This is a genomic window from Stenotrophomonas chelatiphaga, assembly GCF_032054965.1.
Classification (GTDB): Bacteria; Pseudomonadota; Gammaproteobacteria; order Xanthomonadales; family Xanthomonadaceae; genus Stenotrophomonas; species Stenotrophomonas chelatiphaga.
The window spans coordinates 755,615-767,797 of sequence record NZ_DAMBRS010000001.1; the positions used below are offsets into that span (position 1 = coordinate 755,615).

At 67.0% G+C, this 12,183-nt stretch carries 11 protein-coding genes; all 11 read left to right on the top strand.

The annotated features are described in order from the left end of the window. The first annotated feature begins 8 nt into the window (after positions 1–8). Positions 9–1,889 (top strand): flagellar hook-associated protein FlgK, encoded by a 1,881-nt coding sequence (gene flgK, locus RTX79_RS03695; RefSeq protein ID WP_312681927.1) that lies wholly within the window; start codon positions 9–11, stop codon positions 1,887–1,889. Continuing rightward, on the top strand, positions 1,886–3,094 hold the full coding sequence (gene flgL / locus RTX79_RS03700; RefSeq protein WP_312681929.1) for a flagellar hook-associated protein FlgL: 1,209 nt from the start codon (positions 1,886–1,888) through the stop codon (positions 3,092–3,094). Before flgK ends, flgL begins: the two co-directional genes overlap by 4 nt. A gap of 64 nt (positions 3,095–3,158) precedes the next feature. Then, positions 3,159–4,649 (top strand): flagellin, encoded by a 1,491-nt coding sequence (locus RTX79_RS03705; protein ID WP_312681931.1) that lies wholly within the window; start codon positions 3,159–3,161, stop codon positions 4,647–4,649. Between the two features lie 235 nt (positions 4,650–4,884). Continuing rightward, positions 4,885–6,396 carry a flagellin gene (locus tag RTX79_RS03710; RefSeq protein ID WP_312681933.1) on the top strand — a complete coding sequence of 504 codons (1,512 nt, stop codon included), beginning with the start codon at positions 4,885–4,887 and terminating at the stop codon, positions 6,394–6,396. Between the two features lie 263 nt (positions 6,397–6,659). Continuing rightward, positions 6,660–8,006 (top strand): flagellar filament capping protein FliD, encoded by a 1,347-nt coding sequence (fliD, locus tag RTX79_RS03715; protein WP_312681935.1) that lies wholly within the window; start codon positions 6,660–6,662, stop codon positions 8,004–8,006. A 109-nt stretch (positions 8,007–8,115) separates the two neighbouring features. Then, a complete protein-coding gene (gene fliS / locus RTX79_RS03720; protein ID WP_057507699.1) occupies positions 8,116–8,535 on the top strand; it encodes a flagellar export chaperone FliS in 420 nt (139 codons plus the stop codon). Further along, the gene (locus RTX79_RS03725; protein WP_057507698.1) at positions 8,532–8,831 is read left to right on the top strand and encodes a hypothetical protein; all 300 of its coding nucleotides are present in this window, start codon (positions 8,532–8,534) and stop codon (positions 8,829–8,831) included. Before fliS ends, RTX79_RS03725 begins: the two co-directional genes overlap by 4 nt. Then, positions 8,828–9,406 (top strand): PilZ domain-containing protein, encoded by a 579-nt coding sequence (locus RTX79_RS03730; protein WP_057507697.1) that lies wholly within the window; start codon positions 8,828–8,830, stop codon positions 9,404–9,406. The genes RTX79_RS03725 and RTX79_RS03730 overlap by 4 nt, the downstream gene beginning before the upstream one ends. A 100-nt stretch (positions 9,407–9,506) precedes the next feature. Beyond that, positions 9,507–10,139: a response regulator gene (locus tag RTX79_RS03735; protein ID WP_057507696.1), complete on the top strand. Its 633-nt coding sequence runs from the start codon at positions 9,507–9,509 to the stop codon at positions 10,137–10,139. Between the two features lie 250 nt (positions 10,140–10,389). Beyond that, complete coding sequence (rpoN, locus tag RTX79_RS03740) at positions 10,390–11,799, top strand: RNA polymerase factor sigma-54 (protein WP_312682212.1); 1,410 nt, start codon at positions 10,390–10,392, stop codon at positions 11,797–11,799. Between the two features lie 12 nt (positions 11,800–11,811). After that, positions 11,812–12,183 carry a response regulator gene (locus tag RTX79_RS03745; RefSeq protein WP_057507695.1) on the top strand — a complete coding sequence of 124 codons (372 nt, stop codon included), beginning with the start codon at positions 11,812–11,814 and terminating at the stop codon, positions 12,181–12,183.

Below are 12,183 nucleotides of genomic sequence, written 5' to 3' on the forward strand. Positions count from 1 at the left end.
GGACCCCCATGACCAGCGTGCTTTCTACCGGTACCAGTGCCCTGCTCGCCTTCCAGCGTGCACTGGCCACCACCAGCCACAACGTGGCCAACATCAATACCGTTGGCTACAGCCGGCAGCGCGTGGACTTCGCCACCGCCGATCCGCAGCAGATGGGCTATGGGACCGTTGGCAACGGCACCCGCATCGCCGACATCCGCCGGGTCGCCGACCAGCTGGCGATCTCGCGCCTGCTCGACGGCAGTGGCGAACTGGCCCGGCTGAAGCAGCTGTCGACCATGGCCGACCGCGTTGATTCGCTGTTCTCCGATGCCTCCACCAACGTCGCCGGGGTGTGGTCGAACTTCTTCGATTCGGTCAGCGGACTGTCGTCCAATGCATCGGCGACCGCCGACCGCCAGAACGTGCTGGACAGCGCCAACACGCTGGCCAACCGCTTCCGCCAGCTCAACACCAGCCTGGACAGCCTCAACAGCGAGGTCAACAACGGCATCAGCGCAGCCGCCACCGAGATCAATCGCCTGGCTGCGGAAGTGGCGCAGATCAACGCCGCCATCGGCAGCAATGCCGCCAACGCCGCACCGGACCTGCTGGACCGCCGTGACCAGCTGATTTCCAGCCTGGTGGGCTACACCGGCGGCAACGCGGTGATCCAGGACGGCGGCTTCATGAACGTCTACACCGCCGGTGGCCAGGCGCTGGTGGTCGGCAGCACCGCCAGCAGGATCACCACGGTCACCGATGCCTACCAGCCCGAACGCCTGCAGCTGGCGCTGGAAACCCAGGGCGCCAAGGTGGTGCTGGATCCGAAGGCACTGGGCGGCCAGGTGGGCGGGCTGATGGAGTTCCGCGAAACCGTGCTGACCCCGGCCCAGGCCGAACTGGGCAAGCTGGCGGTGGGTCTTGCGACCACCTTCAACGACACCCATCGCAACGGCGTGGACCTGTACGGGCAGATGGGCACCGACCTGTTCAACATCGGCAGCCCGCGCATCACCAACAACACCGCCAACACCGGCAGTGCGACCCTCCAGGCCAGCTTCGGCGACCTGTCCAAGCTGGATGCGCAGAACATCGTGCTGCGCTTCGATGGGACCCAGTGGCAGGCCAACCGCGCCGATACCGGTGCGGCCATCCCGCTGACCGGCAGCGGCAGCGCCGCCGATCCGCTGGTGATCAACGGCGTGCAGATGGTGGTCGGTGGCACCCCGGCGGCCAACGACCGCTTCCTGCTGCAGCCGACCGCCAACGTGGCCGGCAGCATGAGCGTGGCGATCACCGACCCGTCGCGGCTGGCCGCGGCGGCGCCGATCAAGGGCGCGGCGGCCACCGCCAACACCGGTACCGGCAAGCTGACCGACGTCAAGGTAGCCGACGCCGGCAATGCAGCGCTGCGCAATCCAGCCGCGATCGTGTTCACCAGTGCAGGCCAGTACACCATCGACGGTGCCGGCCCGTTCGCCTATACCGCCGGCCAGACGATCACCGCCAACGGCTGGAGCTTCGTGCTCGATGGCGCGCCCAAGCCGGGTGACACCTTCAACATCACCCCGGTAGGTGCCGGTTCGTCGGACAACAGCAATGCGCTGGCACTGGCCAAGGTGGAAGACGCCAAGACCTTCAACAGCGGCACCGTCACGCTCAACGGCGCGCTGGGTGGGCTGACCACGCAGGTCGGCGCGGCCGCACGTTCGGCGCAGTACTCGCTGGATGCGCAGCAGGTGATCACCGACCAGGCACAGGCGGCGCGGGATTCGGTATCCGGGGTCAACCTGGACGAAGAAGCGGCGGACATGCTCCGCCTGCAGCAGGCCTACCAGGCCGCCTCGCAGCTGATTTCCACCGCCGACACCATGTTCCAGACCATCCTCGGAGCCGTCTCGCGATGAATGACCGTATTTCCACCGGGATGATGTTCAGCCAGTCGGTTTCGCTGATGCTGGGCAAGCAGTCCAAGATCAACCACCTGGAACAGCAGATCGCCACCGGCAGCAAGATCGTGTCGGCCAAGGACGATCCGGTCGCCGCCGGCACCGCGGTCGGGCTGGACCGCGTGGTGGCCGGGCTGGAACAGCTTGGCAAGAACGCGAACAACGCGCAGAACCGCCTGGGCCTGCAGGAAAACGCCTTGGCCCAGGCCAATGAACTGATGACCCGCGCGGTGGAGCTGAGCATCCAGGCCAACACGCCGGTGCCGGGCAATACCGACCTCAAAGCGATCGTCAGTGAGCTGAAGACCATCCAGGACAGCCTGTTGTCGCTGGCCAACAGCAAGGACGGCAGTGGCCGTTACCTGTTCGGCGGCAGCAACGATTCGGACGCGCCGTTCCTCAAGGCCGGCGGCACGGTCAGTTATGTCGGTGACCAGACCCAGCGCCAGGTGGAAGTAGCGCCGGGCCAGCTGGTCAACGACGCCCTGCCCGGCAGCGAGATCTTCATGCGCATCCGCACCGGCGACGGCGTGGTCGACGGCAGCGCGGCGGTCGGCAACACCGGCAGCGGCCTGCTGACCTCGGTCAGCCGCGATGGCAGCGCGGACTGGGACGGCGGCGCGCTCAACGTGCGCTTCACCGCCGCCGGCGAAGGCGCCTACGAGGTGCTGGACGCCACCGGCGCGGTGGTGGCCACCGGCACCCACGCCAAGGGCGAAGACATCGTGGTCGGCGGCGTCCGTCTGCGCATTGAGGGGGCACCGGCCGCCGGTGACAGCTTCGACGTGGTGGCCTCCAGCTCGCGCGACATCTTCGCCACGATGGACAAACTGATCGGCGCACTGGAATCGGACCCGCAGACCGCGGCCGACCGCACCGGCATGCAGAACCTGCTGCAGTCGAGCATGCGTGACATCACGCGTGCTTCGGAAAACATGATCGACGCACGCGCAAAGGGCGGTGCGCAGCTGGCCGCCATCGACGACGCCGCCAGCGCACGCGACGCCACCGCCGTAACCGTAAAGACCACCCTTTCCACCCTGCGCGACCTGGACTACGCCGATGCCATCGGCCAGTACAAGCTCGAAAACGCGGCCCTGCAGGCCGCGCAGACGATATTCAGCCAGATGCAGGCGATGTCCTTGTTCAACAGTATCCGCTGACCTTCATCCGGGCGCCCGAAGCGCGCCTCTACCAACAGACCCGAGCAACCCACGGAGACGCCCCATGGCACAGATCATCAACACCAACACGATGTCGCTGAACGCCCAGCGCAACCTTTCCACCAGCGGCAACTCGCTGGCCACCTCGATCCAGCGCCTGTCATCAGGCCTGCGCATCAACAGTGCGAAGGACGACGCGGCGGGCCTGGCGATCTCCGAGCGCTTCACCACCCAGATCCGCGGCATCAACCAGGCCGCGCGCAATGCCAACGACGGCATTTCGCTGGCGCAGACCGCCGAAGGCGCGCTGGGCGAGATCGGCAACAACCTGCAGCGCATCCGCGAGCTGGCCGTGCAGGCACGCAACGCCACCAACTCCGATTCCGACCGCCAGGCGCTGAATGCCGAAGTGCAGCTGCTGAAGGCTGAAATCCAGCGCGTGGCCGAGCAGACCAACTTCAACGGCACCAACCTGCTGGACGGCAGCTTCACCAACCAGGCCTTCCAGATCGGCGCCGACCAGGGCCAGACGATCAACATCTCGCAGATCGCCAACGCCAACATCAAGGAACTGGGCAACTGGAACCAGGTGGATACCTCGGCACTGTTCACCGCCGTCGCACCGGTCGGCAGTGGTGGCGGCGCCGCGGGACCGGGCGTGGCGACGCTGAGCCTGGCTGCCGCGACCGATCCCACTGCTGGCTTCACCTTCGAAGTGGATGGCACCGAAGTGACCGTTGCGGCAGACGGTGCGCGTGATGCGGCCGGACTGGCAGCGGAAGTGGCCGCGCAGATCAACAGCGTGCGCCCGGGCCTTGCAAGTGCAGATGGCAACAATGTGGCGCTTGAAAATGCGGGCGCCGCCGCCGTGGTGGTGGATACGTTCTCCAACGGCGTCGCATCGCAGACGGTCGCGGCGCAGGGCGCCGGTGGCGCTGCAACGTTCTCTGCCGGCAGCTTCACCCTGACCGGCGCGAAGGGCACCGCGACGATCAATTTCGCCGCAGCCGGTGGTGCAGGCCAGCGTGCCAGCGATCTGGTCAAGTCGATCAACGACCAGAGCTACAACACGGGCGTCACCGCTTCGCTGGACAGCAATGGCCGCCTGCTGCTGGCATCGCAGGACGGCGATTTCACCCTCGCCGGCGGCGCGACGCTGACCGAACAGACGGGCCTGACCGCGGGTACCACGGCGGGCGCCGCCATCGGCAGTGCATGGGCCGCCGGCGGGCCGAAGTCTGGTTTTGCCGACCTGGACATCACTTCCACGCTGGGCGCGGACAACGCACTGAACGCGATGGATGCGGCGCTGACCTCGATCAACTCCTCGCGCGCGGATCTGGGCGCGGTGCAGAACCGTTTCAGCTCGACCATCGCCAACCTGACCACCTCGTCGGAGAACATGTCGGCCGCGCGCAGCCGTATCCGCGATACGGACTATGCAACGGAAACCGCCGAACTGACCCGCACGCAGATCCTGCAGCAGGCCGGCACGGCGATGCTGGCCCAGGCCAACCAAGCGCCGCAGAACGTGCTCAGCCTGCTGCAGTCGTAACGAGAGACCTGGTAGCGCAGCACCCAAAGGCTCCGCCAGGCAACTGGTGGGGCCTTTTTTCCATTCCAGAGTCGACCCCAGCGAAAAAATAATTGACTTGTGGCTAAAGGCTGGGCAGGCAGTGCCGTTATTGATTTCAGCAGCGGCAGCACACCCCTTCGGGGCGCCCATCCACTGCCCCCGTTACCGGCCAGGCTGATCTGCCGGACCCACTGCCAAAAAGGAAAACCGCACCATGGCACAAGTCATCAACACCAACACCATGTCGCTCAACGCACAGCGCAACCTGGGCACCAGCGGCAACAGCCTCGCCACCTCGATCCAGCGCCTGTCCTCGGGCCTGCGCATCAACAGCGCAAAGGACGACGCGGCCGGCCTGGCCATCTCCGAGCGCTTCACCACCCAGGTGCGCGGCATGAACCAGGCCTCGCGCAATGCCAACGACGGCATTTCGCTGGCACAGACCGCCGAAGGCGCCCTGGGCGAGATCGGCAACAACCTGCAGCGCATCCGCGAGCTGGCCGTGCAGTCCCGCAACGCCACCAACTCCGATTCCGACCGCCAGGCGCTGAACTCCGAAGTGCAGCTGCTGAAGGCTGAAATCCAGCGCGTGGCCGAGCAGACCAACTTCAACGGCACCAAGCTGCTGGACGGCAGCTTCCAGAGCCAGTCCTTCCAGATCGGCGCCAACCAGGGCCAGACCATCGACATCGCCCAGATCGCAAATGCGAACATCGCATCGCTGGGCAACTGGAACAAGGTCGACACCGCCGCCAAGATGACCGGCGCGGCTCCGGCCGGCGCAGCAGGCGCAGGCGGCGGTGCCGCTACCCCGGGTACCGCGACGCTGGACCTGTCCGGCGCCGACCTCGACGCTGAATTCACGTTCTCGGTTGACGGCACCGATGTCACCGTTGCGGCCGGCACCGGCCGCAGCGCGGCGGACTTTGCCACCGCCGTGGCAGCGGCCATCAACAGCGAAGCAGCTGGCCTGGCTACGGTCAATGGCACGGACATCGACCTGTCCAATACCACCGCTACCGCTGTCGTACTGGCCGGCGACGTTCCGGGTGGCGCCACCACCGTGGCAGCCCAGACGCCGGGCGGCGCCGCCGGCGCCAACACCTTCTCCTCGGGCAGCTTCACCCTGACCGGTTCGAAGGGTTCGGCCACCATCAACTTCGGCGAAGCCGGCAGCTCGGCACAGCGCGCTGACGAGCTGGTCAAGTCGATCAACGCCCAGAGCTACAACACCGGCGTCTCCGCTTCGCTGGATTCGGGCAAGCTGGTCCTGACCGGCGCCGATGGCAACGTCACCGTGGCTGCCGGCGGTGGCTCCGATGCCGCCGGCCTGCTGGCCCAGACCGGCCTGACCGCCGGCTCCACCGCCGCCAGCGCCGTGGGCACGGCCTGGGCCGCCGGCGCTGCCGACACCGGCTTTGACGACCTGGACATCTCCGACGTTGCCGGTGCCGACAACGCACTGAAGGCGATGGACGCTGCACTGGACTCGATCAACTCCGCCCGCGCCGACCTCGGCGCCGTGCAGAACCGCTTCACCTCGGTGGTGGCCAACCTGAGCACCTCCTCGGAGAACATGTCTGCTGCACGCAGCCGCATCCGCGATACCGACTACGCTTCGGAAACCGCAGAACTGACCCGCAACCAGATCCTGCAGCAGGCCGGTACCGCGATGCTGGCCCAGGCCAACCAGTCCAGCCAGAACGTGCTGAGCCTGCTGCGCTGATCCAGCGGCCAGGCAACAGGTAGGACCGGAAAGGGGGCGAAAGCCCCCTTTTCGTTTGTCTGGACAGTGAAGGGCGTAAGGACCACCGTCGTCACCCACCGTGCGCGGCGGTGACGGGTCGACGGCCAGCGGCCGTCACTACCGCCGCGGTGGCATGGAGCTTGCATCAAGGGGGCAGCGCAACCGCGCTCAAGCTTGCCCGACCACGGCCGATAGCAGATGCATGGCATCGGCGCGTGCCGTCCTCGTAAAAGGATCTCTCCATGTCCCTCGGCACCATTGGTTCCGGCCTCGACATTCCTACCCTGGTCTCCCAGCTGGTTGCCAGCGAGCGTGCGCCGCGCCAGAACCAGATCAATACAGCGGGAACCGCCGCCACGGCGAAAGTATCCGCACTGGGCAGCATCAAGAATGGCATGACCAGTCTGCAGACTGCGCTGGCCGCGCTGGTGAAAGGCGCCGCCGCGCCAGGCATCAAGCCCAGTACGCCAACCGAATCGAACTTCACCGCCACACTGGACACCGCTGCGACGGCCGGCAAAGCCGCGGCCGGCACGCACGAGGTGGAGGTCAAAACACTGGCGCAGAGCCAGAAGCTCAGCTCCAAGGCCTATGAAAAAGACGCCGTCATCGGCGATGGCACGCTCAGCATCGGCCATGGTGACAAGACGATCAATGTCACCATTCCGGTTGGCGCCAAGCTGTCGGAGGTCGCTGCGGCGATCAACTCCGCCGCCGGCGGCAAGGGCGTCACCGCGGCCATCGTGACCGCCGATGATGGCCAGCACCTCGTGCTGAGCGCGGTGGATTCGGGCACCAAGGGCGCGCTGACGATCACCACCAGCGGCGGTAACGGCGGCCTGTCCGAGCTGGTCCACGATCCGGCCGGCACCTCGAAACTGACCGAAATGGTCGCAGCGCAGGACGCGGTGGTGGTGGTGGATGGCTTCACCCGCACCTCCAGTTCGAACACCATCACCGACCTGGTGCCTGGCATCAGCCTGACGCTGACCAAGGCCAAGGAGGGTGAGAAGCAGACCCTGACCCTGACCCCGGACAACACGGCGCTGAAGGCAAACCTGACCGCCTTCGTCAGCGCCTACAACGCCATCCAGGGCACGCTGAAGTCCTCCAGCGCCTACAACGCGGAGACCGGCACGGCCTCCACGCTGACCGGCGATGCGATGGTGCGCGGGCTGCAGCAGCAGCTGCGCAGTTCGCTCAGCGCCAACGTCAATGACCTCAAGGCGATGGGCATGACCATCGCCGCAGACGGCACCCTGAGCCTGGACGCGGGCAAGCTCGATACCGCGATCGGCAAGGACCCGGAAGCGGTGAAGGCGCTGTTCGGCGCAGAAGGCAGCATCGGCAAGTCGATGACCGCCCTGCTGAAGAGCAACCTGGACACCACCACGGGCACGCTCGTGCAGCGCACCAACTCGATCAACAAGGAAATCAAGGCGCTTGAAAAGCAGCTGGATGACCTGGATGCGCGGATGGAAAAGGTCAGCGATCGCTACACCAAGCAGTTCACCGCCATGGAAAAAATGGTCGCCCAGATGCAGAGCGCGAGCGGCTCGCTCAGCTCGCAACTGCTCAGCAACAGCTGATCGCCTCAAGTTCGTCGGCCTCCGGGCCGATATCAAATGAAACATCTGGTGCCATCGCGCGTCGCCCGTCTCCGGGACCGCACGCACCATGGGACCCCAGGAGAAATACATGTACGGCACAAACCGGCAGTTCGCCGAGCAGTACCGCAAGGTCGGCGTCAGCACTTCGGTGGTCGACGCCGATCCGCACAAGCTGGTGGCACTGCTGCTGGCCGGTGCCTGCGAGCGCATCCGCACCGCGGAAGCCGCGCTGCAGCGCAGTGACCAGGCGCGCAAGGGCAAGGCGATCGGCGAGGCCTGTTCCATCGTCGGTCATCTTGACGGGTCACTGGACCACGAGGCCGGCGGTGAGATCGCGGCCAACCTTTCGGCGCTGTACGAGTTCGTGATCGTACGTCTGACCGAAGGCAACCTGCACAATGACCCGGCTGCGCTGAAGGATGCCCTGAACCTGATGATGGAGATCGATTCGGCCTGGAACGCCATCCCCGGCGACCAGCGCCAGATCCGCGGCGCAGGCGCACCATGAGCGCCCTGGTGCTGCAGCCTCTGCACGCCTCGCTGGAGACATTGGAAGCACACCTGCCCAGCGGCGACCATGAAGGCAGCGAACGCCTGATGGCCGAGCACCTGCAGGCCGTCGCCGCCCTTTCACTGAGCATCGAACGCCCCACCGACGAGGCGATCCGTGCCCTGCTCGCCCACCAGCAGCGGGTGATGGGCCGCATGGTGCAGCTGCGCGATGAAGCCGCTGCCCACATCAACCACGGCAAGCGCTCCCTTCGCGCCGCGCATGCCTACCTGAAGGCAGAATCGCTGGCATGAATACGCCCGCCGCGCCGCAGATCCACCACCCCGCAGAAAGCGAGCTGTTCGACGAAACGCTGAGCTGCGACGTGGACCTGCCCGCGGACTTCCTGCGCGGCAGCGGCGGCGTGCGTGCCAGCGTGGCCGAACAGCTGCTGCGCAGCATCGGCCTGGTGGAAGACGGACGCGGCGAGGACAAGGACGACCGCGGCGAAGCCAGCCCCGGCCAGCAACGCATCGAAGCCAAGCTGGACCTGGTGCTGCTGCTGGTCGGCCGGCTGGTGCGCCAGCAGGCCGATGCCCTGCCCCTGCGTCCGTTGCGCTGGTCGCGACGCGGCATCCGCCTGCAGCTGGGGCCCCGCAGTGGTGCCGTCGCAGGCAGCGCGGGCACGGTGCGCCTGCAGCCCAGCGACTGGCTCCCCGACCACATCGACCTGCCCGTGCAGGTGCTGGCCGAAGCGGCCAATGGGGCGGGCGGGCACTACCTGTGGCTGCGTTTCGACGAGCTCGGCGACGGGCTGGAAATGGCCCTGGAACGCCATCTGTTCCGCCTGCACCGCCGACAGATCGCCGACGCCCGACGTCACCGCTGAGGCGCAATACGGGATGGCCGTCGCTGTACGCGCCTGTCGCTATTGGCTGCCCGGTCGCGGTCCGCTATGGTGGTCGCTTCCCTGCCTGTAGTTGCTCACCTTGCGCGTTCTGATCGTCGACGACCACACCCTTGTCCGCGCTGGCCTTGGGCGGCTGCTGCAGGGATTCGCCGATGTCCAGCTGGTGGCCGAAGCCAGCAATGCTGAACAGGCACTCCAGCAGACGCTCGACCATGCCCCCGACGTGGTGCTGATGGACCTCTCGCTGCCTGGCCGCACCGGCCTGGAAGCGCTCAGCGATATCCGCCTGCGGGCCCCGGGTTCGCGCGTGGTGATGATGACCATGCACGATGACGTCGCCCACGTGCGCGACGCCCTGGATCGCGGCGCGGTCGGTTTCGTGGTCAAGGATGCCGCGCCTGGCGAACTGGAGCTGGCCCTGCGCGCAGCGCATGCCGGACAGGTTTTCCTGAGCCCGCAGATTTCGGCAAAGATGCTCGCCCCGATGCTGGGACGGGAGAAGCCGGTGGGCGTGGCGGCGCTGTCCCCGCGCCAGCGCGAAATCCTGCGGCGCATCGGCAGCGGACAGAGCAACAAGGAAATGGCGGCCGACCTCGGGATCAGCGTCAAGACCGTGGAAACCCATCGTGCCCGGATGATGGAATCGCTGGGCTGCCGTCGCGCCAACGACCTGGTGCTGCTGGCCGCGCGCCACCAGAACGATCTGGAATAGCGGACGACGACGCTTTTCCGACGCCGCAGCCGCCGCGCGTCGGGATTGCTGCGATGGCAGGCCCGGTCGTCACCGCGGATCAGTCACTTGCATCCGCCTCCGCGACGGAAACCCGTTGTTCTGTAGGGGTTTTCCTGACAATGGGTCAGGGCGAGCCCTAGCGCGCTCAGGAACCCCCCGATTTCCCCTACCCCAGCCAACAAGCAAGATGTGTTCCATAACGCGTCGGGGATGGCGCAGGGGAATGCAGATGAAAGCCGCACTCAATGTCCAGCTGGGCCAGAACCTCCACCTGACGCCGCAGTTGCTGCAGTCGATCCGACTGCTGCAGCTCGATGGCCTGCAGCTGGAACAGGAAATCCAGCGCGCCCTGGACAGCAACCCGCTGCTGGAAATCGAAGAAGTCCGCGACAGCGTGGCCGAAGCCGGTAGCGCCGAGGATGCGGCCACCGATGCGGCCGCCTTCGACGAGCTGCCCGAGAGCGGCATGTGGGACATCCCCGGCGCCAGCTGGCAGGACGGTGACGAGGACCGCATGGCGCGCATCGCCGCCGGGCAGTCCAGCGATCCGCAGCTGCGCATCCTGCAGGGCCTGGCGCTGGAACTGGACGAGCGCGCACTGGGCATCGCCGCCTTCTGGCTGGAACACTGCGACGACGCCGGCTACCTGCAGTACCCGCTGGCGCAGCTGCAGTTGCTGGGCAGCGCCCGGCTGGACGTGCCGGCCGCAGAACTGGAAGCCATCCGCCAGCGCCTGCTGCAGGGCGACCCGGCCGGGATGGCCGCACAGGACCTGGGTGAATGCCTGCAGGCCCAGTTGGACGCCCTGCCCGGCGCCGTGGCCGCGCGCCACCTGGCACGGCGCATCCTGGGTGGATCGCTGGAGCTGCTGGCCAGCCACGATTACCCCGCCCTGGCCGCCGCCCATGGCAGTGAAGAAGCCGACGTGCACGAAGCGGTCCGGCTGATCCTGTCCCTGCAGCCGCGGCCCGGCGACAGCCTGCTGCCCGAGCGCAACGCGGTGGTGGTGCCCGATGTCAGCGCCTGGCACGCCGACGGCCAGTGGCGCGTGGCGCTGAACAGCCGCAGCAGCCGCCGGGTGGGCATCAACCGGGACTACGAACAGGCGCTGGCCGACTGCCCCGACGCCAGCCCGGCCATGCGCGAAATGCTGGCCGAGGCGCGCTGGCTGACCCGCGGCCTGTCGATGCGCCACGACACCCTGCTGCGCACCGCGCGGGTGATCGTCGAACGCCAGGCCGCCTTCCTGACCCGCGGCGACGAGGCCATGGCCCCGCTGACCCTGAAGGAAGTGGCCGATACCATCGGCATGCACGAATCCACGGTTTCGCGCATCACCACCGGGAAGTACCTGCAGACCCCGCGTGGTACCTTCGAACTCAAGCACTTCTTCGCCGTGCGGCTGGAAGGGGCCAGCGTCTCCGGGGCGGCCGTGAAAGCCATGGTGCGCCGGCTGATCGAGTCCGAACCGGCGGGCCGGCCGCTGGCCGACGAGGCCATCGCCGGCCTGCTGGCACGGCAAGGGGTGAACATTGCGCGCCGGACCGTTGCAAAATACCGGGAACAACTGGATATCGCCCCGGCGCGCGAGCGCCGCCGGCAGGTGGTCCGGCAACCGCTGATGGCCCGGGTGGGCTGAGGACATACTGGAATGGACAAGCTCACCGTGCTGCTGGTCGACGACCACGAGGGTTTCATCAACGCCGCCATGCGCCACTTCCGCAAGGTCGACTGGCTGGCCGTGGTCGGCAGCGCCGGCAACGGACTGGAAGCCATCGAGCGTTCGGAAAGCCTGCGCCCGCAGGTGGTGCTGATGGACCTGGCGATGCCGGAAATGGGCGGCCTGCAGGCCACCCGCCTGATCAAGTCGCAGGACGATGCCCCGTACATCGTGATCGCCAGCCACTTCGACGATGCCGAACACCGCGAGCACGCGTTGCGCGCCGGCGCCGACAATTTCGTCAGCAAGCTGTCCTATATCCAGGAAGTCATGCCGATCCTGGAAGGGTTGAAGGGAAACTGA

What these genes read in the sequence shown, in the direction of transcription:
- flgK (WP_312681927.1), top strand. Translation starts at nt 9, where the DNA reads ATGACCAGCGTGCTTTCTACCGGTACCAGTGCCCTGCTCGCCTTCCAG.
- flgL (WP_312681929.1), top strand. Translation starts at nt 1,886, where the DNA reads ATGAATGACCGTATTTCCACCGGGATGATGTTCAGCCAGTCGGTTTCG.
- RTX79_RS03705 (WP_312681931.1), top strand. Translation starts at nt 3,159, where the DNA reads ATGGCACAGATCATCAACACCAACACGATGTCGCTGAACGCCCAGCGC.
- RTX79_RS03710 (WP_312681933.1), top strand. Translation starts at nt 4,885, where the DNA reads ATGGCACAAGTCATCAACACCAACACCATGTCGCTCAACGCACAGCGC.
- fliD (WP_312681935.1), top strand. Translation starts at nt 6,660, where the DNA reads ATGTCCCTCGGCACCATTGGTTCCGGCCTCGACATTCCTACCCTGGTC.
- fliS (WP_057507699.1), top strand. Translation starts at nt 8,116, where the DNA reads ATGTACGGCACAAACCGGCAGTTCGCCGAGCAGTACCGCAAGGTCGGC.
- RTX79_RS03725 (WP_057507698.1), top strand. Translation starts at nt 8,532, where the DNA reads ATGAGCGCCCTGGTGCTGCAGCCTCTGCACGCCTCGCTGGAGACATTG.
- RTX79_RS03730 (WP_057507697.1), top strand. Translation starts at nt 8,828, where the DNA reads ATGAATACGCCCGCCGCGCCGCAGATCCACCACCCCGCAGAAAGCGAG.
- rpoN (WP_312682212.1), top strand. Translation starts at nt 10,390, where the DNA reads ATGAAAGCCGCACTCAATGTCCAGCTGGGCCAGAACCTCCACCTGACG.
- RTX79_RS03745 (WP_057507695.1), top strand. Translation starts at nt 11,812, where the DNA reads ATGGACAAGCTCACCGTGCTGCTGGTCGACGACCACGAGGGTTTCATC.